19 protein-coding genes are annotated in these 24,636 nt (G+C 70.9%); 8 read left to right on the forward strand and 11 right to left on the reverse strand.

From position 1 onward, the window contains the following. Window positions 1–28 precede the first annotated feature (28 nt). From QIS96_RS25725 to eccB, 5 genes are all read right to left on the reverse strand, one after another. Entirely contained in the window at window positions 29–373 is a 345-nt protein-coding gene (locus tag QIS96_RS25725; protein WP_282545118.1) for a hypothetical protein, read from the reverse strand. 112 nt (window positions 374–485) lie between these two features. Continuing rightward, on the reverse strand, window positions 486–1,679 hold the full coding sequence (gene mycP / locus QIS96_RS25730) for a type VII secretion-associated serine protease mycosin (protein WP_282545119.1): 1,194 nt from the start codon (window positions 1,677–1,679) through the stop codon (window positions 486–488). A gap of 329 nt (window positions 1,680–2,008) precedes the next feature. After that, window positions 2,009–2,293, reverse strand: a complete 285-nt coding sequence (locus tag QIS96_RS25735) for a WXG100 family type VII secretion target (RefSeq protein ID WP_282545120.1) — start codon at window positions 2,291–2,293, stop codon at window positions 2,009–2,011. A 113-nt stretch (window positions 2,294–2,406) separates the two neighbouring features. Further along, window positions 2,407–2,718: a WXG100 family type VII secretion target gene (locus QIS96_RS25740; RefSeq protein WP_282545121.1), complete on the reverse strand. Its 312-nt coding sequence runs from the start codon at window positions 2,716–2,718 to the stop codon at window positions 2,407–2,409. Between the two features lie 252 nt (window positions 2,719–2,970). Beyond that, the gene (gene eccB / locus QIS96_RS25745) at window positions 2,971–4,551 is read right to left on the reverse strand and encodes a type VII secretion protein EccB (protein WP_282545122.1); all 1,581 of its coding nucleotides are present in this window, start codon (window positions 4,549–4,551) and stop codon (window positions 2,971–2,973) included. Between the two features lie 367 nt (window positions 4,552–4,918). Here eccB and eccE point away from each other — a divergent pair, with 367 nt between their 5' ends. The 3 genes from eccE to QIS96_RS25760 all read left to right on the forward strand — a co-directional run bounded on the left by eccE (window position 4,919) and on the right by QIS96_RS25760 (window position 10,651). Further along, window positions 4,919–6,253 (forward strand): type VII secretion protein EccE, encoded by a 1,335-nt coding sequence (eccE, locus tag QIS96_RS25750; protein ID WP_282545123.1) that lies wholly within the window; start codon window positions 4,919–4,921, stop codon window positions 6,251–6,253. Continuing rightward, entirely contained in the window at window positions 6,253–7,104 is an 852-nt protein-coding gene (locus QIS96_RS25755; protein WP_282545124.1) for a hypothetical protein, read from the forward strand. Before eccE ends, QIS96_RS25755 begins: the two co-directional genes overlap by 1 nt. Before the next feature lie 448 nt (window positions 7,105–7,552). Then, window positions 7,553–10,651 carry an SCO5717 family growth-regulating ATPase gene (locus QIS96_RS25760; protein WP_282545125.1) on the forward strand — a complete coding sequence of 1,033 codons (3,099 nt, stop codon included), beginning with the start codon at window positions 7,553–7,555 and terminating at the stop codon, window positions 10,649–10,651. A gap of 81 nt (window positions 10,652–10,732) precedes the next feature. Here the strand turns inward: QIS96_RS25760 and QIS96_RS25765 are convergent, their stop codons facing one another. After that, window positions 10,733–11,008: a DUF397 domain-containing protein gene (locus QIS96_RS25765; protein WP_282545126.1), complete on the reverse strand. Its 276-nt coding sequence runs from the start codon at window positions 11,006–11,008 to the stop codon at window positions 10,733–10,735. Window positions 11,009–11,296: 288 nt separating this feature from the next. Here QIS96_RS25765 and QIS96_RS25770 point away from each other — a divergent pair, with 288 nt between their 5' ends. From QIS96_RS25770 to QIS96_RS25790, 5 genes are all read left to right on the forward strand, one after another. Further along, entirely contained in the window at window positions 11,297–13,174 is a 1,878-nt protein-coding gene (locus QIS96_RS25770) for an ABC transporter substrate-binding protein (RefSeq protein WP_282545127.1), read from the forward strand. Between the two features lie 13 nt (window positions 13,175–13,187). Beyond that, on the forward strand, window positions 13,188–14,261 hold the full coding sequence (locus QIS96_RS25775; RefSeq protein ID WP_282545128.1) for an ABC transporter permease: 1,074 nt from the start codon (window positions 13,188–13,190) through the stop codon (window positions 14,259–14,261). Then, entirely contained in the window at window positions 14,258–15,187 is a 930-nt protein-coding gene (locus tag QIS96_RS25780) for an ABC transporter permease (protein WP_282545129.1), read from the forward strand. Before QIS96_RS25775 ends, QIS96_RS25780 begins: the two co-directional genes overlap by 4 nt. Next, a complete protein-coding gene (locus QIS96_RS25785) occupies window positions 15,133–16,134 on the forward strand; it encodes an ABC transporter ATP-binding protein (RefSeq protein WP_408907253.1) in 1,002 nt (333 codons plus the stop codon). Before QIS96_RS25780 ends, QIS96_RS25785 begins: the two co-directional genes overlap by 55 nt. Before the next feature lie 359 nt (window positions 16,135–16,493). Beyond that, window positions 16,494–17,507: an ABC transporter ATP-binding protein gene (locus tag QIS96_RS25790; RefSeq protein WP_282545131.1), complete on the forward strand. Its 1,014-nt coding sequence runs from the start codon at window positions 16,494–16,496 to the stop codon at window positions 17,505–17,507. Between the two features lie 46 nt (window positions 17,508–17,553). Here the strand turns inward: QIS96_RS25790 and QIS96_RS25795 are convergent, their stop codons facing one another. The 5 genes from QIS96_RS25795 to QIS96_RS25815 form a co-directional block, all read right to left on the reverse strand. Then, on the reverse strand, window positions 17,554–18,501 hold the full coding sequence (locus tag QIS96_RS25795; protein WP_282545132.1) for a bifunctional riboflavin kinase/FAD synthetase: 948 nt from the start codon (window positions 18,499–18,501) through the stop codon (window positions 17,554–17,556). 600 nt (window positions 18,502–19,101) lie between these two features. Beyond that, entirely contained in the window at window positions 19,102–22,572 is a 3,471-nt protein-coding gene (locus tag QIS96_RS25800; protein WP_282545133.1) for a serine protease, read from the reverse strand. 236 nt (window positions 22,573–22,808) lie between these two features. After that, on the reverse strand, window positions 22,809–23,732 hold the full coding sequence (gene truB / locus QIS96_RS25805) for a tRNA pseudouridine(55) synthase TruB (protein WP_282545134.1): 924 nt from the start codon (window positions 23,730–23,732) through the stop codon (window positions 22,809–22,811). Beyond that, complete coding sequence (gene rbfA, locus QIS96_RS25810) at window positions 23,729–24,184, reverse strand: 30S ribosome-binding factor RbfA (protein WP_282545135.1); 456 nt, start codon at window positions 24,182–24,184, stop codon at window positions 23,729–23,731. Before rbfA ends, truB begins: the two co-directional genes overlap by 4 nt. An 81-nt stretch (window positions 24,185–24,265) precedes the next feature. Next, window positions 24,266–24,559, reverse strand: a complete 294-nt coding sequence (locus tag QIS96_RS25815) for a DUF503 domain-containing protein (protein WP_282545136.1) — start codon at window positions 24,557–24,559, stop codon at window positions 24,266–24,268. Window positions 24,560–24,636: the final 77 nt, after the last annotated feature.

Consider the following 24,636-nt stretch of genomic DNA (forward strand, 5'->3'; position numbering starts at 1 on the left):
CCGTCAGTGATCGGTTCCTGAAGTTCGCTTAGTTCGCCGCGCCCTTGGCAGGACCGTCACCAGCGTCGTAGCGACCCTTCTCGGCGTGCTCCTGCTCGGTGTACTTGTCCTTCACCTTCGAAGCACTCTTACCGAATTCATCGATCAACTCATGAAGGCCCTTGATGATCTTCTCGATCCGGGCCTTCTCCTCGGCGTGAGCCTTGTGCAGTTGATTCGACTCCAGGAACTTGTCGCTACCGAAGGCAGTGCTAGGAATATCCGTCTCGTACTTGGCCTTAGAGTTGGCCGAGTCCATGTTGCTGAGCAGCCCGTTGAGCTTCCTGATGACGTCATCAAGAGCGCTCAGATCAACCCGCATCCCGTTGCTCATACCCCGTGTCCTCTCCCCAGTTTTCCAAAGTTCTTCGCGCCATCGGATTCCGTATCCATATGGCCTGACTCAGTCAAAAGGCCCTGATTCGCCCTGAACAGGCCGGTTCGCCCTAATCAGTTCCAAGCCCCCCAGCCTTCTTCCGTCGCCAGTCCCGGACAGCGATTCCGCTGCCGCCCGCGACGAAGACCAACAACAAGCCCGCACCCAGTACGTAGATCGCGATCCGCCGGTCACGCTCCGCCGGAGTCTCTCCCATGGTGACCCGCATCGGGGTCACCTGGCCAGAACCCGCCTGCTGCGGGGCTTCGGGCTTGGGGGTCTCGCCGGGTTCGGTGCTGTTGGACAGGGCCGCGAGCGGGTCCACAACTCCCCAGCCCACATAGCGGTTCGGCTCCGCGGTGGGGCGTTGGGCGGTCTCCTGCATGCGGGCGATGATCTGCTTGCTGTTCCACTCCGGGTAGCGGTCCTTCATCAGGGCAGCCACACCTGCGACGTACGGGGCAGCGAAGCTGGTTCCCTGGTCGGTGCACTGGCCGCCCTTGGGGACCGTGGAGACCATGTCTACGCCGGGGGCCGCGATGTCGACGAAGTCGCCGGCCTGCGAGAAGAAGGCCCGCTCGTCGTTGCGGTCCGAGGCGGCGACCGCGACAACGCCGTCGTACGAGGCGGGGTACGTCTTCTTCGACAGGCCGTCCACGCCCGCGTTGCCCGCGGCCGCGACGACGATGATGCCGGCGTCGACCGCCTCCTGGATGGCGATGCGCAGCGCCTCCGGATCCCTGCGGCCCTGCGTGTCGGAGGAGATGTTGATGATCTGGACACGTTGCTCGACGGCGTAGTTGATCGCCGCGACCATGGTGTCCGAATTGCCGTTCTTGACCTTGCCGTTCTTGCCCGCCGCCCCGGTGTAGCGGATCGGCAGGATCTTCGCATCGGGGGCGAGGCCCATGAACCCCGAATTCGGCACCTTCTTGGCCGCGATGATCCCCGCGACCTTGGTGCCGTGGCCCTGCAGGTCCTGGGTTCCGTCAGCGCGGCCGCCGACGAAGTCCTTGCCCTTGGAGGCCATCTGGCCGGCCAACTGCTTGTTGTCGTCGTCCACGCCGGTGTCGATCACGGCGACCGTGACGCCCTTGCCGGTGGCCTTGTCCTTCAGCTGGTCCATGATGATCCGCTGAAGCGACCACGGGGTGGACGCGATGTTCTTGCCGCCGAACTTGCACTCGGAGCTCGAGTCGAGACTGAATGCGGGATCGTCCGAGCGGGAATCAGCGAACGCCGACGGGGCAGTGGCGAGGCACATCCCGGTGACCGTGAGTACGCCAACAGCCCGCTGCAGTGCGCGGGTTCCACTCGTACGCGTACGGGGTGTCAGGACCCCCATGCTCAGGACCCCCAGGGATGGCTTGTCAATAACTGGTGCGGTGATGCGGTCTTGCTGGTCTGCATTGCTGTGCAGTTGCGTTCCGGTGAGTTCAACTCAGCGTCGGAAACACCGGGTTGCCCACAGATGAACGGGCCCGGCCCGGGTGCCGAGGCGAGTTCGGCCCAGTCCGCGCTTCTCGCGCCGACCGGGCCTCCCTCAACGCCTCGGATCACACCGACTCAGGCCCACTGCGGGCTGCGGGCGGCTCAGCCCCAGGTGTTGGCGTTCTGCTTCTCAGTGGCCTGGTAGTTCTCGGCCGAGCTCTGCAGCGCGCCCGCGATCTTCATCAGGGTCTGGTGCAGGTCAGCGGCAGTCTGGTCCCACTCGCGCTGCTTGCGCTGGTAACCCTCCTGCGCTTCACCTTCCCAGGACTGCGCGACGTTCTTGACCGCGGCCTCGATGTCGTCGAGCTGCTGCTTGATGCGGCCGGCGGTGGAGCGGACGTCGGTCGCAGCGTTGGTGATCGTTGCGTAATTGACGAGAATGGACATCGTCTAACCCCTTCAGGGAGTTTGCGGAAGTGTGGTGGTGAGGCGAGCTGGTGTCACGTGTGCGCTCGGGGAGATCCCGAACTGCCGCACGGGACTGCTCTATCGAGCGACGATCAGCCGAAGTCCGACATGATCTTGCTGATCTCGGAGTTCTGCTGCTCTTCCGACGCGGTGTAGTTGCTCCGCGTGGAGTCCACGGCTTCCTTGATGTCCTGCAGGATGTCGCTCATACGCTTGGCGTCCTGGTTCCACCGCTCCTGGAGGGAGCGGTACGACTTGGCCGCCTGGCCCTCCCAGCCGCCCGCGATCTGGTCGATCACGCCGTTGAGGCGACGGACCTCGCCCTGGATCTGACCGTTCGCCGTGTTGATGTCGTTCGAGAGCTTGGCGAGCTGATCTTCTGTTACCCGAAACTGGCCGGCCATGGTGAACCTTCCCCCATGTCGTTGTGGACCGAGAAGCCCGTACCGCTTCTCGGGTTTGAGGCGTCACTTCTGTCTAAACATCTATGAGCGCTGACAGCACTCTATCGCCCGCCACTGACACATTCATCGACAGCGGCGATCAGTTACAGACTTCACACAGTCGAGAGACGGAGCCGTGATTGAACACGGCCAACTCCGGGCAGGCGCAGGCCATTTGGGCCTCCGCACGGAGCCGGCCGTGCCCTTCGGACGTCACTGACTCTGGGCCTGCTTGGCGCTTCCGGTGTCCAGCGTCGGCCCCTTGGGGATGAACTGGGCCCAGCCCTGCGGGACGTAGCGCTTGTCCTTGACCTTCTCGTAGCCGAGGCGGGTACGGGCCTTGTCGGTCTCGGAGGGCCCCTCGCCCTCCTTGAGGCCAGTGCCCTCCTCGCCGGTCTTGTCCGAGGCGTTGTCGTTGCCCGCGGGCAGCGAGTAGCGCAGGCCGGTGTCCGTGAGCAGGTACGTGTGGCCACCGCCGCCGGCTCGTCCGGTGATCTCCTGGAAGAGCAGGCCGGAGCCGGAGGAGACGTACGCGTTCAGGGAGTCGCTGAGGACCTTCCTCGGGTACTCCTTGCCTGCCCAGGCGCCGAGGTTGGGCTTCTTGGCGGCGGTGTTGAAGGTGCCGTCGAACAGGCTGCACGAGGTGTCGTTCACCTCGCCGGGGGCGCCCTCCGTGGCGTTGACCTGCTTCGGCACGTCGCGGGGCCAGCTCTCGCCGATGCCGAGCGGCTCGGCGGCGCCGCCGTTGGCGGTGTTCACGTCGTTCGAGGAGACCTCGACGTCGACGGGCTTGGTGCCCTGGTACGCCGCCTCGGCCGACGGAGAGGCCTTGAGGACAGCGGCCATGAACGGGGTGATCGAGGCCACCCGGTCCCTGAGAACCACGTAGTTCAGTTCGCCTGCGGCGTCAGCGACCTTGAGGATCGTGCCGACCCTGGCCGCCTCGTCGGGCAGCCCCTGAACCCCGGTGGGCGCACCCGCCTGCGGAATGGTCGGGAAGGTGATCTGGCCGCCGTCGTTGAGCGTCGCGAGCCACTCCCCGCTCACCTTCCGCGGAACGTTGGTGCCGCCGATCACGGCCGAGCGCAGGTTCTGCGTCAGCGTCTTGTCCGCGTTGACGTTGTCGCTGCCGAGGCGGAACACCGTGCCGTTGCCGTCCACCAGGAAGCGCAGGCCGTTCGGCGCCTCGACGTACAGCGCCTCGCTGGAGTCGACCTTGCCCTTGCCCTTGACGGCCTTGGCGTCCTCCGCGTTCATGACGAACACCGCGCGGTCGGGGGCTGCGCCGCCGCCCGCGGCCGGACGCTCGCAGACCGCCCAGGTCTTCGCCTTCTCGGCGTCCTCCTTGGCCGGCAGACGGTCCGGCGCGTAAGGAATGCCGATGGTCGATCCGTGCCGGATGTTGCTCTTGTCGATCTCCTTGCCCGGCACCTCGAGGACCGTGCCCTTGCCCTTCTCGAGCAGGAGCTTCGCGGAGGCGTAGTTGAGGACCGGGTGCAGGACCTTCTCGCCCGTCTCCTTGTCCTTCAGGACTACGTACCTGGTCGTCGAGTCCTTGTCCACGATGACGTGCTCGCCGACCGTGTCCCAGCCCTTCGGCGCCGCAGGCTTGATGACCCCCCAGGCGATGAACCCCACCACGAGGATCACACCGACCGCCAGGCTCGGCATCACGGTGCGCACCGGTCGCGGTGCGCCTTCCTCCGACCCCCCGGGCTCCGGTGCCAGGAAAGCCGCGACAGTGCGCTTGCGCGCGAATGTATAGGCGGCGAGCTCATCCCGACGCTTTGCCATGTGTCCCAGCTCTCCCGTTTCTCCCGTTTTGCCATGCTCAGTCGTTGCCCCCCGACCGGTCCCGGCAGCATCAGCGCGCGCACAAGGGCCGGTTGAGCACAACAGGGCACCTACTATGCACTGCGCCACGGGGCCGCGGTCCACCAGGTTCGGTGTGCGCGTCCGCTCTGTACCGGAAGTTCACAGAGCCGCCCCACTTCCCTGTCCTGGCCCCCGTGTCGCCGAGAGGTCATCAACGGGTAGCGTGACCTCCCACACGAACACAGGGCACCGCAGCGCACGGCGGTCGCAACGGCGACGAGCAACGAACAGCCCGCCGTGCCACCGAGCGAACCGATGCCACATTGCGAAAGGGATGTCCCGGGGGATGACCAGCGCTACGAGCAGTCGGCGCGGACGCCGCGCACAGCAGCAGCCGAGGGGCGGAGGCCGGGGAAGGCCCACTCAGGCACCGACTCCCGCAGCGACCGGATCCGCGACGTCCGCCGCGCCCCGTACCCTGCCGCGCCCCGGCGGACTCGGTCCGCTGCGCCTGCAGCAGCTAGTCCTGGTCGAGCTGGCCGCCGCGATCATGGTGGCCGCGTGGGTGACCGAGCGGTGGCTGCTCGCCCCCGCGGGCGCCGTCGCCGCGCTCCTCGTCCTCCTCGCGATCCTGCGCCGCCACCACCGCCCGCTGCCGGAGTGGTACGAGACGGCGCGCGCGCTCAAGCAGCGCCAGCGCGAGGCCAAGTCGCCCGTCCCGCCGGGCACCGACCCGATGCTGGCGCCCGCCGTCGAGTGCGACGCGGCGCTGCGCACGTACAGCTTCGTGTCCCGGGACGACCGGTCGATCGGCATGATCGGCGACGGCTCGTTCCTGACGGCCGTGCTCTTCGTGCAGCCCAGCGACGAGCCGCTGCGGCCCGAAATGGCCAACCGCCAGCTGCCGTTGCAGCTGATCCAGGACGCCCTGGAGGTGGACGGCATCCAGCTGGCCTCCGCCCAGGTCGTCCAGCACACCCAGCCCGCGCCCGCCCCGCACCTGCCGCAGCAGTCGGTCGCCGCGCGGTCGTACGGCCCGCTGCAGGCCCAGTCCGGCTCGCCCGCGCTGCGCCTCACCTGGGTCGCCCTGAAGCTCGACCCCGAGCTGTGCCCGGAGGCCGTCGAGGCCCGCGGCGGCGGTGTGCCCGGCGCCCAGCGCGCCCTGCTGCGTACCGCCGACCAGCTCGCGAGCCGCCTCGCCGGCGCCGGTTTCGAGGCGACGATCCTCGACGAGAACGAGCTGGTGAACGCGCTCGCCACGTCCAGCTGCCTGAACCCGCGCGCCAACTCCCAGCGCAACAACGACAGTCGGTCGAACCAGCGCCGCACGGTCGAGGCCGTCCGCACCTGGCGCGTGGACGACCGCTGGCACACCACGTACTGGATCTCCCGCTGGCCGCAGCTCGGTCAGGGCGGGGTGGGCCTGCCGCAGCTGGTGACGCGCTTCACCTCGCTGCCGGTGCTCGCGACCACGTTCAGCACCACCCTGAGCAGGGCGGGCAACCGCGGCATCGCGATCGCGGGCCACGTCCGCATCACCGGCCGCGGTGAGAACGAACTGGACCAGGCGCGCCGCGAGTTGGAGCGCGCCGCCGGCGCCTCCAAGGTCGGCCTGGTGCGGCTCGACCGCGAACAGGTCCCCGGCGCCCTCGCCACCCTGCCGCTCGGAGGTACGTCCTGATGTCCTACCCCACCCCGACCATGAACCAGGGACAGCAGCGCCAGGGCGGGCCCGAGCGCCGGCCCGCGCACGTCGCGTCGCCGACCGACACCGGCATGATCCCGCTGCTGCAGCAGCCGGAGGCGCCGCAGCAGCCGACCCAACGGCGCATCTTCAGCCCGGGGTTCGGCCTGCGCGGCCCGCGCCGCAACCGGCACGTGGTGACGTCCGACGAGATCGCCGCGATCAGCATGCCGATCGGCGACGACGGCGTGATCATCGGCACGGACACCGAGAACACGCCCGCCGTGCTCGGCCTGGCCCGCCCCACCCCCTTCGACGTCTGCGTCGTCGGCGGTCTGTGGATGGCCCAGGTACTCGCACTGCGCTCCGCCGCGACCGGCGCGCGCGTGGCGGTCGAGACGGGCCGCCCGCAGGTCTGGGCGCAGTTGGCGCAGGCGGCCGGCGGCGGCCAGCAGTGCGTGACGGTGTACCCGGTGGGCCGCGTGCCCGCGCAGGGCCCTTCGGTGTCCAGCCCGGTCGTGCTGATCCGTGACTGTGGTGTCCGCCCGCCGCGCGGCCGGGTGACCTCGCTGCCCTGGCAGGCCGTCGTGACCGTGCTGCCGTACGTCAGTGAGCACGCGCCGCGTTGGCTCTCGCAGGCGCAGTTGGTCGGCATCCAGCGCATCTCGCCGCAGGAGACCGAGGTCGTACGCGAGACCCTCGGTGTGCCGGCGGACCACCTGCAGCTGCTGCCGACGCTCTCGGACAACGTGGCCCTGTGGTGCACCCGCAAGCACCGCAAGTACGTGATGACCGAGCCGACCGAAGCGGAGAACGGTCTGCTCGGCGCTGCCCGACGTATGGACTGACCCTTCGGCGAAGTCCCGCAACCGGATTGTGATGTTCGGTCGTGGGGCCTTCGCCGGGGCGATCGGCCCACTGAAGTGCCTCTCCGGCCGGCGTTCGACGTCCGGCCGGATTGCGTCTTTCGGTGGCCGATCCGATGCCCTTGGATGCTCGGAAGTCCGTCCGGACGGGCCGAGAATCCCCCAACCCGCCCGGATGTTCCGTGCTTCCGGGCACCTGGGTCCGATCCTCGGGACTCGAGGCCAGGCCCTGTCCGGGGACCCGGGGAGAGTGGTCAACCGCACGAGCGGCGGAGACGGAGCGCACACAAGGGCGCTTTCCCGTACCGCGGTGCGAGTGATTAGGCTCTTCTGGTGATGCGGTTGCGTCGCAGACGCGTGGGACGCGCCACCCCATCCGCCCGACCGCGACGTACGCATTCAGCAGCAGTGGCTGACCAGGAGGCAAGCAGTGAACAGGGATCGGTCCGACTACCGAGGCGGCCAGTCCCCTGACGGGGAAGACCGTGAACTCGACCTCACGGGCGAGTTCGAGATCGTCTACGAGCCTCCTTCTTGGTACGACCAGGGATCGCGCGGCAACACCGAGCCGGCCTCGCCGCCGCCTCCCACCGGCCAGCCGCTCGGCCAGCAGGGGCCGAACCAGGGCCCGCCGCAGCCCCCGGTCCAGGAGCAGCCGCAGCAGGGGTACGCGCCGGGCGCACCGCAGGGGACGGGTGGCGCACCCGGCGCCGGCTACCCGCAGCAGACGCCTCAGCAGATGCCGCAGCAGGACGCCTCCGGTGGCTACGGCTACCCGCAGCAGGCCCCGATGCAGCCCAACACCGCGGGCGGTTACGGCTACCCGCAGCACGCCCAGCCCGCACAGCCCGCCCAGGACGCCTCCGGCGGTTACGGCTACCCGCAGCAGGCCGCCCCCGTCGCGCCGCAGGCCGCCGCATCGCAGTACCCCGCACAGCCGCAGCAGTCCGCGCCCCAGCAGGCGGCGGCGCCGCAGACCGGCCAGGACACGTCGGGCGGTTACGGCTACCCGCAGCAGACGCAGGGCGCGACGGGTGGTTACGGCTACCCGCAGTCCGGGAACGAGCCCGCGCACTCACCGTCGGTCGACGCCTCCCCCGCGCCGTCCGTGGACGCCTCGCCCGCTCCCCCGGCGCCCACTCCCGCCGCTCCGGCACCGGCTGCTCCGGCCCCTGAGGCTCCGGCTCCGGACGCGAGCGCTCCGGCCGCCAACTCGCCTGCCGCGCCCGGCTTCCCGGTGCTGCGGCCCGTGGACGACGAGGACAGCGGTACGACGTCGGCCCCCGCTGCCGCCGAGGGCGCGGAGGCGTCCGACGCCGAGGCGGAGCAGCCGGAGCAGGCGGAGCAGCCCGTAGAGCTCAACTACGCGGCTGCGGACGCCGAGGCGGCCGCGCTGTTCGGCTCGGACGACGACGAGCCCGCCGCGTCGTCGGACGAGGAGCCCGAGCAGGAACAGGCCGCCGCCGAGGGTGAGGCCGGCGCGTCGTCCGACGCCGCCGAAGCGCCGCAGGCTCCTGAGGCCACTGCGCCGGCCGAGGCGCCGCAGGTCCCGCAGGCGCCCCAGGCTCCGCAGGCCCCGCAGGCTCCGCAGGCCCCTCAGCAGCAGCTGCCTCCGCTGCCGCAGGGCTACCAGCCCGCGCAGCCCGAGCAGGCCGGTCAGCAGCAGCCCGCTCAGCAGCCGCAGGACCCGCAGGCCGCGGCCGCCGCAGCGGCACAGGCCGCCCAGGCCCAGCAGGCCCAGGCGGCACAGCAGGCGCAGCAGGGCGGTTACGGCTACCCGCAGCAGCAGGGTCAGCCGGGTCAGCAGCCCCAACAGGCCGCTGGGCAGGGCGGGTTCGGCGCCGGGCAGCCGATGCCGCAACAGCAGGGCCAGCACCCCGGCGCCCAGCCGATGCCGCAGCAGGACCAGGCCGCGCAGGCGCACGCCGCCCAGCAGGCCGCCCAGGCTCAGCAGGCGTACGCCGCACAGCAGGCACAGCAGGCGCAGCAGGCACAGCAGGCCGCCCAGGCCCAGGCAGCACAGCAGGCACAGCAGGGCGGTTACGGCTACCCGCAGCAGCAGGTCCAGCCGGGTCAGCAGCAGGGCTACGGCTACCCGCAGCAGGGCCAGCAGCCCCAGGGTCAGCAGCCGCACCCGCAGGCCCACCCTCAGCAGGGCCAGGCTCCGCAGCAGGGCCAGGCTCCGCAGCAGGGCCAGGCTCCGCAGCAGGGTCAGCAGCCCGGCCAGCAGATGCCTCAGCAGGGACAGCAGCCGCACCCCCAGCAGCAGGCCCCTCAGCAGCAGCACCAGCAGCAGGCCCCGCAGGGCTGGTCGCAGGGCGGTCAGGCCGGTCAGGCCGGGCCCGGTGCGCAGCAGCCGCAGCCGCAGGCCGCGCCCGGCACGCCGCTGGGTTACAACGCGGCGGTCGAGCTGTCCTCGGACCGACTGCTCCGCAACCAGCCCAAGCAGCGCAAGAACAACGCGGGCCCGTCCCGGTTCAAGCTGGGCGCGAAGAAGGAAGAGGCCGAGCGGCAGCGGAAGTTGGAGCTGATCCGTACGCCGGTGATGTCCTGCTACCGGATCGCGGTCATCTCCCTCAAGGGCGGCGTCGGCAAGACCACGACGACGATGGCGCTCGGCGCGACGCTGGCCTCGGAGCGGCAGGACAAGATCCTCGCGATCGACGCCAACCCGGACGCGGGCACCCTCGGCCGCCGTGTGCGGCGCGAGACCGGTGCGACCATCCGCGACCTGGTGCAGGCGATCCCGCAGCTGAACAGCTACATGGACATCCGCCGCTTCACCTCGCAGGCGCCCTCCGGTCTGGAGATCATCGCCAACGACGTGGACCCGGCCGTCTCGACCACGTTCAACGACCAGGACTACCGCTCGGCGCTCGACGTCCTCGGCCGTCAGTACCCGATCATCCTGACCGACTCGGGTACGGGTCTGCTGTACTCCGCGATGCGCGGAGTGCTCGACCTGGCCGACCAGTTGATCATCATCTCGACCCCGTCGGTGGACGGCGCGAGCTCCGCGTCGACGACGCTCGACTGGCTGTCGGCGCACGGCTTCGCCGACCTGGTGCAGCGCTCCATCACGGTGATCTCGGGTGTCCGCGAGACCGGCAAGATGATCAAGGTGGACGACATCGTGGCGCACTTCGAGACGCGCTGCCGCGCCGTCCAGGTGGTGCCGTTCGACGAGCACCTCGCGGCGGGCGCCGAGGTCGACCTCAACATGATGCGTCCGAAGACCCGCGAGGCGTACTTCAACCTGGCGTCCCTGGTCACCGAGGACCTCGCCCGGACCGCGCAGAACCAGGGGTACGCCGGCCAGCAGCAGATGCAGCAGGGCTACCCGCAACAGCAGCAGGCCCCGCAACAGGGTTACCCCCAGCAGGGCGCTCCGCAGCAGGGTCAGGGCTGGCAGCAGCAGGGCCAGCAGCCCCCGCAGGGCCAGGGCTGGACGCAACAGCCCCAGCAGGGACAGCAGCCGCCGCAGGGTCAGCAGCAGGGCGGTGCGGTGCCGCCTGGCTGGACCCAGTAACAGCGGCAACACCCGTACGAGCGAAAGGGGTCGGCGTCTTCGGACGCCGACCCCTTTCGTGTACGCACGAAAGCCTCGGTGCTATTTCAGGTCGAACTCGCCGTCCCGCGCGCCGAGTACGAACGCGCGCCACTCCGCCTCGGTGTAACGCAGCACCGTCTCGGGCTCCTTGGAGTTGCGCATGGCGACGGCGCCGCCGTCGAGATAGGCGATCTCGACCTTCTCGTCCTCGGGTCCGCCCGGGGCGCTGTGCCATTCGACGCCGCTGATGTCCAGGGCGTACAGCGCGTCCTTCTCCGCCTCTTTGCGTGCCTTGAGGGCCGCCTGCGCTTCCTCTTGCCGCTGCTCCGTCGACATCAGGATCTCTCCGTTCCACTGGCCTGACCCACTGTGGGGACTCTACCGTCGGTCATGGTCCTTCGGGGGTGTCTTCAGAGGGCTGTACCAATGTCGGTCACGGGCCCAACTCGACGCCATAACAGGGGTGTTCCCGCAGGCCAGAGAGGGTTCATTCGCCGTTGACATGTTTAGACCACCGCTGATAGACACACACCTTCTCCAACTGAGCTGTTCCCGCTTGTCATTCAGTACGTCCCGCAGTACGTCCGCCTTTCTGAGCGAGCAACTACGCGAGGTCAACTGCCCATGGACACAAGAGTTCAGCACGTATCCGACGTACCAGCGAGAAGAAGACCGCGTCGTCGCGTCCGCGTCCTGCTCGGCTCCGGGGTCGCCGCGCTGACCCTCACCGCCGGTCTCGCCTCGCCCCTCAATCCGGCGCCGGAAGAGGCCGAGGCGTCGAGCACCGCCAAGAAGGAGACGCTGACGGTCGCGGTGGCGCAGAGCGTCGACTCGCTGAGCCCGTTCCTCGCCCAGCGCCTCGTCAGTACGAGCATCCACCGCCTGATGTACGAGTACCTGACGAACTACGACCCGAAGGACGCCCGCACGGTGCCGGGTCTGGCCACGAAGTGGGAGCCGTCCGCGGACAAGCTCACCTGGACGTACACGATCCGCGACAACTCGAAGTGGTCCGACGGGAAGCAGGCCACCGCCGAGGACGCGGCGTGGACGTTCAACAAGATCATGACGGACGAGGGCGCCGCCACGATCAACGCGAGCTATGTCTCCAACTTCAAGAAGGTGACGGCTCCTTCGCCGGAGAAACTCGTCATCGAGCTGAAGAAGCCGCAGGCGACGATGACGGCCATCGACGTCCCGATCGTGCCCAAGCACGAGTGGGAGAAGGTCAAGGACTTCGGGAAGTTCAACAACGACGAGAAATTCCCGATCGTCGGCAACGGCCCCTTCATCCTGACCGACTACAAGAAGGACAAGTTCGTCAAGCTCGCGCCGAACCGGAAGTTCTGGCGCGGCGCCCCGAAGTTCGACGAGCTGGTCTTCAAGACGTACAAGGACCAGGACGCGGCCGTGGCCGCCCTGAAGAAGGGCGAGGTGTCCTTCGTCGCCGGGCAGCCCTCGCTGACTCCGGCGCAGGCCGCGGAGTTGAAGAACGTCCCGAACGTGAAGGTGAATGACGCGCCGGGCCGCCGCTTCTTCGCGCTCGCCACGAATCCGGGCGCCAAGACGAAGAGCGGCAAGAAGTTCGGCGACGGGCATCCGGCGCTGCTCGACCAGAAGGTGCGCCAGGCCCTTTTCCTGGCCGTCGACCGCAAGACCATCGTCGACAAGGTCTTCCAGGGCCACGCGGTCGAGGGCGAGGGGTATATCCCGCCGCGTTTCTCGGACTACTTCTGGAAGCCGGCCGCGGACCAGAAACTCGCGCACGACCCGAAGAAGGCGGCCCGACTCCTCGACGAGGCGGGCTACAAGAAGAACGGCGACGGAAAGCGAGTGGGCAAGGACGGAAAGCCGCTCGACTTCCGCATTCTGTGCCACGCCACCGACCCGATGGACAAGTCGATCGGCAATTACCTGAAGGAGTGGTGGGGCGAGCTCGGCATCGGTCTTGAGGTGCAGTGCCTCGACAACGTCACCGACCCCTGGTACGCGGGCGAGTACGACCTGGCCTTCGACGGCTGGTCCGTCAACCCGGACCCGGACTACGTGTTGTCGCTGCACATCTGCGACGCGCTGCCGTCCAAGCCGGGCGCCACGTCCCCGACGGACAACTTCATCTGCGACAAGAAGTACGACGAGCTGTACAAGAAGCAGCAGGCCGAGTACGACCCGGCCAAGCGCCAGGACCTGGTCAAGCAGATGCAGTCGCGGCTCTACGACACCGGGTACATGAACATCCTCGCGTACCCGAACGCTGTCGAGGCGTACCGCACGGACCAGATCAAGTCGATCACCACGATGCCCTCGGACGCGGGCAACATCTATGGCCAGGACGGCTATTGGGGCTGGTGGTCGGCGGTTCCGGCGGATGAGGAGGCCGGCTCGGACGACGGCACGTCGGCGGGTGTGGTGATCGGGATCGCGGCGGGCGCCGTCGTGCTCATCGCCGCCGGGGCGTTCGTGGCGCTGCGCCGCCGCGCCACCGCCGAAGAACGCGAATAGGGGCAGCCGCTACATGACCGACGCCTCCACCGGCACCACCGCGCTCGCGGACCCCGACGGCCCGGCTCCGGCCGGGCCGTCGGCCCGCGGGCCGCGCGGCCGCGACGCCGTCGCCTATCTGCGCTACGGGGCGGGCAAACTGCTCGGCGCGGCCGTGTCGTTGTTCGCCGTGCTCGTGACGAGTTTCTTCCTGTTCCGGATCATCCCCGGCGACCCGGTCCGTACGATCACGCACGGCCGGGCCGTCTCCGAGGAGCAACTGCAGGCGCTGCGCCGCCAGTTCGGCATCGACAAGCCGCTGTGGGAGCAGTTCACGCAGTACTGCGGCCAGGCGCTGCAGGGCGACTTCGGCAACTCGTACCAACTCCACGACCCTGTCGGCGAGTTGATCTGGAACCGGCTCCCGGCGACGCTGCTCCTGACCGGCACGGCCTTCGTCCTGTACTCGCTGATCGGCGTGTGGCTCGGCACCCGCTCCGCGTGGCGCAACGGCGGGCTCGGCGACCGCTTCAACACGGGCCTGTCGCTGACCCTCTACTCGGTCCCGTCGTTCTGGCTGGGCCTGATGCTGATCAACGTGTTCGCGGTCGGCGTCGGCTTCGTCCCCGGCATGTTCCCGACGGGCCTGATGGAGACCGGCGACGGTTCGACGGGCCTCGCACACGCCCTGGACGTGGCGCACCACATGGTCCTGCCGGTCGTCACACTGGTCGCGGTGGGGTACGCGCAGACGCTGCTCGTGATGCGCTCCTCGCTGCTCGACGAGATGGGCAGCGACTATCTGACGACGGCCCGCGCGAAGGGGCTCAGGGACACCCTCGTACGCCGCCGCCACGCCGTGCCCAACGCGCTCCTGCCCACGGTGACGCTGCTTTTCGTGAACCTCGGGCATGTGGTCGCGGGCCAGATCCTCGTCGAGACGGTCTTCTCCTGGCCGGGCCTCGGCGGCCTCTTCTACGAAGCCCTGTCGATCCCCGATCTCCCGCTCCTGCAGGGCCTGTTCTTCGTGTTCGCGGCCGGTGTGATCCTGATGAACACCCTGGCCGACCTGATCTATCCGCTGCTCGACCCCCGGGTGGGCCGATGACCACGACCGACACCGACACGCGTACGAAGGACACCCCCGCGAAGAGCCCGCGCGCCCTCGCCCGGGACCGCAGACGCCGCTCGGCGGCCCGCTTCTGGCGGCAGTACCGCACGCACCGCGCGGGCCTGTTCGGGCTCGCCGCCCTCGCCCTGTTCGTGCTGCTCGCGGTGTTCGCCCCGCTGCTCGTCGGCGCGGACGTGCAGAGCGTGACGAAGGCGCCGGGCCTGCCGCTCGAAGCCCCCGGCTCGGAGTTCCCGCTCGGCACCGACAAGGACGGCCGGAGCATGCTCGGCCTGCTGATCTGGGGCGCGCGGTTCTCGCTCACGGTCGGCTTCCTCGCGGCGGCGCTGTCCGTCGCGATCGGCACCCTGATCGGCATCACGGCCGGCCACTACAAGGGCTGGTACGCGACCGTCGTCATGCGGATCACGGACTGGTTCCTGGTGATGCCGACGCTGGTCCTGGCGATCGCCCTGGCCAGTGTCCTGTCCCGCTCGATCTGGACGATCATCCTGGCGATCGGCGTGACGACCTGGCCGACCACGGCCCGTCTCGTCCGCGCCCAGACCCTCGCCGTGGAGTCCCGCCCGTACATCGAACGCGCGAAGGCGCTCGGCGGCGGGCACAGCCACATCATGACCCGGCACGTGCTGCCGAACGTGATGCCGCTGGTCCTCGCCCAGACCACCCTGGTGATCTCCTCGGCGGTCCTGACCGAGGCCACCCTCGCGTTCCTCGGCCTCGGCGACCCGACGGTCACGTCGTGGGGCGGCCTGCTGCAGGACGCCCGCGACTCGGGTGCGACGACGAAGTGGTGGTACGTGATGCCGCCCGGTATCGCCATCGCCCTGGTGGCGCTGTCCTTCACGCTCTGCGGCCGCGCCGTCGAGTCCGTGCTCAACCCGAGGCTGGGGGCGTCCCGTTGACCGCCGCACCACTGCTCGACGTCAGGGACCTCACGGTCACGTACGGCACCGGGGCCGCCGCCGTCCGCGGCGTGGACCTCACCCTGGACGCCGGCCAGAAGCTCGGCATAGCGGGCGAGTCCGGCTGCGGCAAGTCGACGCTCGCCCTGGCCCTGCTCCGGCTGCTCCCGGCCGGGGCGAAGCTCTCCGGGGAGATCCTGCTCGACGGCGAGGACGTCCTCGCCATGAAGTGGGGCCGCCTGCGGGCGGTGCGGTGGGCGGGCGCGTCCATCGTGTTCCAGGGCGCGATGCACTCCCTGAACGCGGTGCACCGCATCGGCGACCAGATCGCCGAGCCGATGCTGATCCACTCCACGGCGCCACCCTCGGGCGTACGGAAGAGGGTCGCCGAGCTCCTGGAGCATGTGGGCCTGCCCGCGTCCCGCGCCTCCTCGTACCCGCATGAGCTGTCCGGCGGGCAGCGGCAGCGCGTGATGATCGCGATGGCGCTCGCCTGCGACCCGCGCCTCATCGTCGCCGACGAGCCCACGACGGCCCTGGACGTGATGATCCAGGCCCAGATCCTGCGCCTGATCGAGCAGTTGGTGGCGGAGCAGGGCGTCGGCCTGATCATGATCAGCCACGATCTGGCGGTCCTCGCCGACACCTGCGACCGGCTCGCGGTGATGTACGCGGGCCGCGTCGTGGAGCAGGGCCCGGCGTCGGAGGTCTACTCCGCCGCCCGCCACCCGTACGCCAAGGCCCTCTCGGCTGCGTTCCCCCGCATCGGCGACCCCGCCTCCCGCCACGCCCCCCAGGGCCTCCCCGGCGACCCCCCGGACCCCTCGGCCCTCCCGTCCGGCTGCACGTTCCACCCGCGCTGCCCGGTGGCCGTCGAGGCTTGCTCGGTGGAGGACCAGGAGCTACGGGGCGAGGCCGACTGGAAGGCAGCGTGCCTCCATGCGTGATCCCAGCCCGGGACTACCGCCCCCACGCCCCACCCGGGGGCTGCCGCCCCTCAGCCCCGCTCCGGGGCTCCGCCCCGCGCCCCGGCCGTCGTTTCTCTGCCGCGCCATCGTGGCTGATCGCGCAGTTCCCCGCGCCCCTGTGGGGCGCCCCCAGCCCGCCCCACCACCACGACCAACACGCCCCACCCCCGCTGTGCGCAACACCCACCGCCCCGCCGCTGCGGGCAGCACTTTCCGTCCCACCGCTGTGGGCAGCTGGTCCGCCAGGGGCGATGGGGGTGCCCCCTGCTCGAACGAAGTTGAGAGCTCGGGGGAGGGTGGGCACAGCGCCACGGTGCCGAGCAACTGAAGGACGGACGATGACCGAGTCAACCCTGCTCAGCGCAACCGACCTGAAGGTCACCTTCACCGGAAGACGCGGCAGCGGAAGCGCCCGAGCCGTGGACGGCGTCAACCTCACCCTCGGCAAGGGCGAAATCGTAGCCCTGGTAGGCGAATCCGGCTGCGGCAAGACGACCCTGGCCCGCACCCTCCTCGGCCTGGAGAAGCCGACCGCAGGCCAAGTCACCTTCGACGGCGCCCCGTTGAGCTACGACAGCCGCTCCCTCAAGGCGTACCGCAACCGCGTCCAGCTCGTCCTGCAGGACCCCAGCGGCTCCCTCAACCCACGCCACACCGTGTACGAGGCCGTCGCCGAGGGCCTGCGCGTGCACGGATACGCGGGCGACGAGCAGGCGAAGGTCGCGGAGGCCCTGTCGCGGGCCGGCCTGCGCCCGCCGGAGCGGTTCTTCCAGCGCTATCCGCACGAGCTCTCCGGCGGCCAGCGCCAGCGCGTCGTCATCGCCGGGGCGCTCGTCCTCGACCCGGAACTGATCGTCGCGGACGAGCCGGTGGCGTCCCTGGACGCGTCGGTGCGCGGCGAGATCCTCGCGCTGCTGCTCTCGCTGCGCCAGGACCTCGGCCTGTCCGCGCTGGTCGTCACGCACGACCTGGGCCTCGCCTGGAACATCGCGGACCGCGTCGCGGTGATGTATCTGGGCCGGGTCGTGGAGACGGGCACGGTGGAGGAGGTGCTCACCGCACCCCAACACCCCTACACCCAGGCCCTGTTGTCGGTCCTTCCTGAGGCGCCCGGGGAGCCGGTCGTCCTGACCGGCGAGCCGCCGGACCCGACGCGCATCCCCGGCGGCTGCCGCTTCCACGCCCGCTGCCAGGTCCTCGCCGCGGGCGAGGCCGAGCGCGCGGGCGTCGCGGACGCCTGCCGTACGAAGGACCTGCCGGTCCTCTCCGCGGAGCACCGGACGCAGGCCGCGTGCCACTGGGCGGAGCGCCGGGTCAGCCCGCAGGCCCCGGGGGCCGCTCCAGCTTCTTGAAGCGGAACTCCCCGGACGGCAGGAGCTCCACAGGGGGGGGTGGGCCTCAGGCCGCCCGCTCAAGCAGCTCACGGCACCGCTTCACGTCGTCGGCGATGGCCACGAGGAGCCCGTCGATGGAGTCGAAGGTCTGCTGGCCGCGCACGAACGCCAGGAAGTCGACGGCGACGTGCTGCCCGTACAGGTCGAGGCCGACGCGGTCGATCGCGTACGCCTCGACCGTGCGCGTCGTGCCGTCGAACTGCGGGTTGGTGCCGACCGAGATCGCGGCGGGCATGGTCTCGCCGTCGGCGTGCAGCCAGCCCGCGTACACCCCGTCGGCGGGGATCGCGGTGTGCGGCAGGGTCTCCACGTTGGCGGTGGGGAAGCCCAGCTCACGCCCGCGCTGCGCGCCGCGCACCACCACGCCCTCGACGCGGTGCGGCCGGCCGAGGATCTCCGCGGCCCCTTCGACATCGCCCTCGGCGACCAGGCGCCGGGTCAACGTGGACGAGAACGGCGCACCGCCGCCCGCCTCACCGCTCACGAACAGATCGACGAGCTCGACCTCGTAGTCGTACGTGCCGCCCAGCTCGGCGAGGAGCGCGACATCGCCGGCGGCCTTGTGCCCGTACCGGAAGTTGGGTCCCTCGACGACCACGCAGGCGTGCAGCTGGTCGACGAGGACCTTCGCGACGAAGTCCGCGGGCGCGAGCCGGGAGAACTCGGCGGTGAACGGCAGGATGAGCAGCGCGTCGACGCCGAGCTCGGCCATCAGCTCGGCCCGCCGGTGGTGCGGGGCGAGCAGCGGCGGGTGGCTGCCGGGGCGCACGACCTCGCTGGGGTGCGGGTCGAAAGTGACGACGACCGCGGGTACGCCGAGCTCTCGGGCACGCTCCACGGCACGCCCGATGATCAGCTGGTGCCCGCGGTGCACCCCGTCGTAGGAACCGATGGTGACGACGCTGCGCCCCCAGTCCTCGGGGATGTCCTCCAAGCCACGCCAGCGCTGCACGGTGTTTGCTCCTCGCCGAACCCGATTACGTCCTGTTGATTGCGCAGGTCTAAGAGTGCCATGTCGCATCCCGCACCCTCGCATCGGCCGCCGTTCCATCCCGGGGCTGCACCCCGCCCCCTGCTCCGGGGCTGCGCCCGGCCCCTGTTCCGGCGCTGCACCCCGGCTCCGGTTCCGGGGCTGCCGCCCCAGACCCCGGGCTGGGCTGCGCCCCGTCCCCGGCCACCTTTCGACTGCTGCGCCGTCGTGGCTGGTCGCGCAGTTCCCCGCGCCCCTATCGGGGCACCTTCGCAGCCCCAGTCCGCAAGAGATCCAGCCCCCCGTCAGCTGAGGAGCGGGGGTAAATCCAGCCCCTCCGGCGTTTGAGGAGCGGGGGTCCGGGGGCGGAGCCCCCGCAGCCGACGGCAGTCTTTCGGGAAGGGGCGGGGAGGGGATGAGAACGGGGTCCGGGGCGGAGCCCCGCGGCGGGGGCCGGGGGGCGGCAGCCCCGGGAAGCGGGGCCCGGGGCCGCAGGCCCCGAGTTGTCCGCTGAGGACTTTCGGGAAGGGGCGGGGAGGGGATGAGAACGGGGTCCGGGGCGGAGCCCCGCGGCGGGGAGACTCAGCTGGGCGCGCCCAGCCGACGCTGCGGAACGCACTCCGGAAGAACCGCCCGCACCTCCTCCACCCCCTCGGGCCGAACCTCCAGAAACCCCCGTACAACCTCCGCGACCCGCCCCGCGAGCCCGAGCTGCGAAAGCTCGGCCAATGCCCGCAGCACCTCCCCGCACACCGGCCCCGGCTCCAGCAACCGCTCCTGGAACGCCACGAGCACCGGCTCCGGATGCGTACCGACAGCGACGGCCAACGCACTGGCCGGCAGCTGCGGGTCCCCCGCCGCGAACCGCCGCAGCGCGAGCGGCAGATGACGGTCGCGGGTCTCCGGGTCCCGCACGAGCAGCGCGAGCGCCGCCCCGTGCAGCGCGCAGTCGGCGGGCCGGGCGAGCAACGCGAGCGCGGCGTACCGCAACAGCGCCCGATCGACCTCGGCCCGCACATGCGGCGCGGTCCGCAGCGCGCACGCGGCGGCCGCGACCCGCCGGTCGGCGCGCGCGTCGTGCGTCCACCGGTCCACGGCCCGGCACACGGCCGACGGCTCCTCCTCGGCGAGCGCGGCGAGCAGCTCGTCGCCGCGCCGGTGCGAGCAGTCGACGAGCGCCTCGGTGAGGCCGTCGATGGAGCGGTGCCGGTGTGTGTGCAGCAGCGCCTGCGCGGCCCGCGCGACGGTCGCGTCCGGTGCCGCATGCAGCGCCCGCTCGTCGGTGAACCACTTGGTCAACAGCGGCTGTACGGTGCCGGGCGCCTCGCTCAGCCACTCTCCGACGGCGTCCAGGAACCGGTCGCCCGTACCTTCCGCGCCCGGCTCCGGGTCGGCCACGACGAGCCGCCGCAACAGGTCCATCCGGTCCGCGTCGGGCAGCCCGAGCGTGCACCAGAAGTCCGGCCCGAACACCTCGAACCCACCCCCCGGCAGCCCGCCCCCGACACCACCTCCGACGCCACTTCCGACTCCGCGCCGCGCGATCCGCTCGGCGAGCAGCCGCAGTACACCGAGGTACGGCCGGGCGTCCGGCACTCGCCGCAGTACGTCGGACAGCAGGTGCAGGGCCCACCAGGCGGCGTCGGCCCGCTGCCGGCCGGTGGCCCACGCCGCGTCCGCCCGCCCGACGGCCTGCCCGAAGGCCGGAGCCCGGCCCCCCATACGATCCGTACGATCCGTACGGTCCGCGAGGTCGAAGTCGTCCAGGGCCTCCGTCAACTCGACGAGCCTGCCGCCGAGTTGAGCGCTCCCCTGCTGCCGACCGAGCAGCAGCAGCGCCTCGACGACGGGCCCGATCCGGTGCCGGGGCACGGGCAGCGGCCGCCGGTCACCGCTGCCGCCGCCGCCCCGCCACCGGTGCACGAGCGAGTGCAGCGCCCCGTCGAGGTCGAGGTGCGCGCCCTGGATCCAGTCGGCCAGCTCCTCGTGCGCGAACCGGTACCCGCCCCCGGCCGGCACGAGCAGCCGCTCGGTGAGCACGGCCGAGGCGAGCCCGCCGGCCCACGGGAAGACCGTCTCGAACGACGCCCGGTCCAGCTCCCCCTGCCCCGGCCCGAGGCACCGTCTGGCCGCATCGTGCACGCGACCGGCGACCTGCGCCGCGAGCCGCCGCACGGCCGTGCCGCGTACGTGGTGGGGGGCGGCGAGCCGCACGGCGACCCGCAGACACATCAGGTCGAGGTACGCGCCCAGGATCTCGTCCCTGTCGGGCCTCCCCTCCGGCTCACCGGCGGCCGCGGCCCGCACCTCGGCGAGCAGCCGCAGGGCCAGCGGATGCGCGGCGTCGGCCTCCGTCACGGCGCCGTCGGGAATCCCGTACGCCCCCCGCGCCCGCGCCGCCTGCTCCGTATCGAGCGACCCGAGCAGCACACAGGCCGGCAGCCCACGGCCACCGACCGCACGCAAACGAGAACCGGCACCCGCACCCTCACCGGAAGCAGCACCCGCACCCTCACCCGAAGCGGCACCCGCACCCGAAGCCCGCCCCGCCGGATCCACCCACACACACCGCTCCGCCGCCACCGGCGACTCCGCCGCACCCCCCAACTCCCCGACAACACCCGCCCGTTCAGCCCTGCCCGCCCCGTACAACTCCCCCTCGGGGAACAGCCGCCCCGCCTGCTCCCAGTACTCGCTGCGGCAGGCCACGACCAGCTGCGTGCCCGTGCTGCGCAGCCACGCCGCGCTGCCTCTCGTCCACTCGGCGAGGCGGTGCGCCAGGACGGGCGGCATCTCCTCCGGGGAGTCGAGCAGGATCAGCAGCGGCCGCCCCGCATCCCGTACGAGCCGGGTCACCTGCTCCACCGAGATGTCCCCGAGCGCACCCGGCCGCCCGGCCCGCCCGCCTCCCCTGCCAACGGCCTCCCGGCCGTCCGCTTCCCGCTCCCGCCCGCCCTCCATCGACGCCGCCACGATCCGCCCGGCCTCGTCGAGGGCCCGAGCCACGGCGTCCGCCACCGACGCGTCGTCCGCCCAGAGGCCCGCCCCGCGCAGCCACAGCGTGGGGGCCGGTGCCGCACCCCGCGCCCGCCGCCGGGCGAGGGCCGCGAGTTCCGTCGTACGTCCGCTCCCGGGCGCACCGACCAGCGCGAGGACCGAGGCCGCGCCCTCCCCGCCGGCCAGGAACCGCGTGAACTCCCCTTCCACATCGGGCCGTTCGACGATCCGCTCCTCCTCGCGCGGCCCGTCCGAGCCGAGCGACGTCGCGGTGAGCTGCAGCACTCCGGCGAGGTTCAGATCCGTTCCGTACGCGGGCACGGTCGCCGCATTGCGCGCGAGCAGCTCGGCCAGCGGCCCGCCCGGATCGGCGGCCGCGGCTCGCCGCAGCGGCACCGCGAACCCCGGCGCCCGATGCACCGCGACCTCGTCCGCCGCACCCCCGAAACCGGACTCGCCGAAACCGGACCCACCCCAGCCGAACTCGCCGAGACCGGACGCCCCCGAGCCGTACGCCTCCGGCAGCAGCCGCGTGCCGAGCACCCCGAGCACCGTCCCGGTACCCGCGTAGAGGACGGGCCCGCCAGCCGCTCCCCCGCCCGCCCGCAGCGCGTCGCTGCCGTCCGTGCCGACCGCCAACTCCAGTGTGCCGGGCAGCAGATGACGGTGTCCGCCCGCCGTGTACGTCACCCGCGTCCCGCTGCCGAGGACCCGCGCCTGCCGCCAGCCGTGCGCCGCGATCGTCACGTACGCCCCGGTCCCGACCGTCTCCCGCACGGACACCGGCAACGGCCGCACGTCGAGCCCGAGCCCCTCCGTGCGCAGCAGCGCAAGACCGACCGCGGGCAGCGGCACGACCCGGTCGGCGTCGACGAGGCAGCGCTGGTCGCCGTGCGCGTGCAGTACGAGCCGCTCCTGGCCGTCGACCGCTTCGTGGCTGGTGATCACCGTGCCGAGCTCGTCCGCCGCGAACCCGGCCCCTCTGGGCCGCCCGGCCAGGTCGCAGATCCGCACCAGCCCTTGCTCACAGCCGGACCGGGAGTCCTGTGCCGCCATTCGTCGAACCTCCCCAGAGCCGCGTTCCGACCGTAGGTCGACCGTGATCAGCGGCGCAGGAGATCAATCGGATGCGCCCCCTCGCACCCCCCGTATTCACCCCGCGCGCCTACTCGTTGGAGTGAAACGCCCAAGCCCTCCCAAGCCCTCCCAGGCACTGCCCAAGCACTGCCCAGGCACGACGAAGGGCGGGCCCGAAAACCGAACCCGCCCCACCTCACCGCTCAGCCTCAGCCTCAGCCGAACACAGCCAGACTCTTCGCCTTCCCGCCCTGCCCCTCGACGAGGGCGACGAACCGCCCGTCCGGGTCGAAGACGGCGACCGGCTGCTGCGAGCCGTACTCGTCGGGCAGTTCGAGCCGCACCCCGTTGAGGAGCAGCCTTGCCCGCTTCGCGTCCACGTCCCAGCGAGGGAACGCGGCCGCGGCCGCGTCGGCGACCGGCATCACGACCAGCTCCTCCTGGAGCTGGTCGATGGTCCGCGCCGCATCCAGCTTGTACGGGCCGACCCGAGTGCGCCGCAGCGCCGTCAGATGCCCGCCGACGCCCAGATCGGCCCCGAGGTCACGGGCCAGGGCGCGGATGTACGTACCGGAGGAGCACACCACCGAGACGACCAGGTCGAGCACGGGCGTCCCGTCCTCGGCGACCGCGTCCCGCACGTCGTACACCGCGAACGACGAGACCGTCACCGGCCGTGCCGGGATCTCGAAGTCCTCGCCCTCACGGGCCCGCTTGTACGAGCGCTTGCCGTCGATCTTGATCGCGCTGACCTTGGACGGCACCTGCATGATGTCGCCGGTCAGCTTGGCGATCGCCGCGTCGATGGCGTCCCGCTTCACCTGGGACGCGTCGGTGGACGAGGTGATCTCGCCCTCGGCGTCGTCGGTGACGGTGTTCTGACCGAGCCGGACCGTGCCCAGGTACTCCTTCTCCGTCAGCGCGAGATGGCCGAGGAGCTTGGTGGCCCGCTGCACGCCGAGCACGAGGACGCCCGTCGCCATCGGGTCGAGCGTGCCGGCGTGCCCGACCTTGCGGGTCCTGGCGATGCCGCGCATCTTGGCGACGACGTCGTGCGAGGTGAAGCCGGACGGCTTGTCGACGATGATCAGGCCGTCCGGCGTCGGGTCGCCCCCGCCCCTGTTGTTCTGCTTGCTCATGCGGAGGCGTCGCCCGCCTCGTCGTCGTCTTCGCCCGGCTTGCGGTACGGGTCCGCCTCACCGGCGTACGCGGCGCCCGAGGACGCGTCACGCACCGCCTGGTCGGAGGCGCGTGCCTTGTCGAGGAGGTCCTCGATGGTCTTCGCGTTCTCCGGCAGCGCGTCCGCGACGAACGTCAGAGTCGGGGTGAACTTCACCCCGGCCGCCGCGCCCACCGCGCTGCGCAGCACGCCCTTGGCGCTCTCCAGACCGCGAGCGGCGTTCTCCCGCTCCTCGTCGTCGCCGTAGACCGTGTAGAAGACGGTCGCCTCCCGCAGGTCACCGGTGACCCGGGTGTCGGTGATCGTCACATGCGAACCGAGGCGCGGGTCCTTGATTCCGCGCTGCAGCTTCTCGGCGACCACCTCTCGGATGAGGTCCGCCAGCTTCTTCGCCCGCGCGTTGTCGGCCACTGGTCCGTCTCCCTTTTGCTTGCTTTTCCTACGTGCCGTACGTGCCCTACGTTTCGGCACACATGCCATGGTGCGTCTGCGTCAGTCGTCGTCGCCGTGCAGCCGCCGACGCACCGACAGCAGCTCCACCTCGGGCCGGGCGGCCATCAACCGCTCGCACCGGTCCAGGACGTCCGACAGATGCCGCGAGTCCCCCGACACCATCGCCACTCCGATCTCCGCCCTGCGGTAGAGATCCTGATCCCCGACCTCCGCCACGCTCACGGCGAATTTCCGGTGCAGCTCGGCGACGATGGGGCGGACCACGGAACGCTTCTCCTTCAGGGACCGTACGTCGCCGAGGAGCAGATCGAAGGACAGAGTCCCCACATACATGTGTTGTCCGGATGACCCGCCGGTACGGGATGGAGGGCCCTGCAACGCTTGGCAGGGACATCCAAACCGTACACGGA

Source organism: Streptomyces cavernicola (assembly GCF_029968035.1).
GTDB classification, from domain to species: domain Bacteria; phylum Actinomycetota; class Actinomycetes; order Streptomycetales; family Streptomycetaceae; genus Streptomyces; species Streptomyces cavernicola.

Coding starts and splice junctions, on each gene's coding strand:
- QIS96_RS25725 (WP_282545118.1), bottom strand. CDS start 373: ATGAGCAACGGGATGCGGGTTGATCTGAGCGCTCTTGATGACGTCATC.
- mycP (WP_282545119.1), bottom strand. CDS start 1,679: ATGTGCCTCGCCACTGCCCCGTCGGCGTTCGCTGATTCCCGCTCGGAC.
- QIS96_RS25735 (WP_282545120.1), bottom strand. CDS start 2,293: ATGTCCATTCTCGTCAATTACGCAACGATCACCAACGCTGCGACCGAC.
- QIS96_RS25740 (WP_282545121.1), bottom strand. CDS start 2,718: ATGGCCGGCCAGTTTCGGGTAACAGAAGATCAGCTCGCCAAGCTCTCG.
- eccB (WP_282545122.1), bottom strand. CDS start 4,551: ATGGCAAAGCGTCGGGATGAGCTCGCCGCCTATACATTCGCGCGCAAG.
- eccE (WP_282545123.1), top strand. CDS start 4,919: ATGACCAGCGCTACGAGCAGTCGGCGCGGACGCCGCGCACAGCAGCAG.
- QIS96_RS25755 (WP_282545124.1), top strand. CDS start 6,253: ATGTCCTACCCCACCCCGACCATGAACCAGGGACAGCAGCGCCAGGGC.
- QIS96_RS25765 (WP_282545126.1), bottom strand. CDS start 11,008: ATGTCGACGGAGCAGCGGCAAGAGGAAGCGCAGGCGGCCCTCAAGGCA.
- QIS96_RS25770 (WP_282545127.1), top strand. CDS start 11,297: ATGGACACAAGAGTTCAGCACGTATCCGACGTACCAGCGAGAAGAAGA.
- QIS96_RS25775 (WP_282545128.1), top strand. CDS start 13,188: ATGACCGACGCCTCCACCGGCACCACCGCGCTCGCGGACCCCGACGGC.
- QIS96_RS25780 (WP_282545129.1), top strand. CDS start 14,258: ATGACCACGACCGACACCGACACGCGTACGAAGGACACCCCCGCGAAG.
- QIS96_RS25790 (WP_282545131.1), top strand. CDS start 16,494: ATGACCGAGTCAACCCTGCTCAGCGCAACCGACCTGAAGGTCACCTTC.
- QIS96_RS25800 (WP_282545133.1), bottom strand. CDS start 22,572: ATGGCGGCACAGGACTCCCGGTCCGGCTGTGAGCAAGGGCTGGTGCGG.
- truB (WP_282545134.1), bottom strand. CDS start 23,732: ATGAGCAAGCAGAACAACAGGGGCGGGGGCGACCCGACGCCGGACGGC.
- QIS96_RS25815 (WP_282545136.1), bottom strand. CDS start 24,559: ATGTATGTGGGGACTCTGTCCTTCGATCTGCTCCTCGGCGACGTACGG.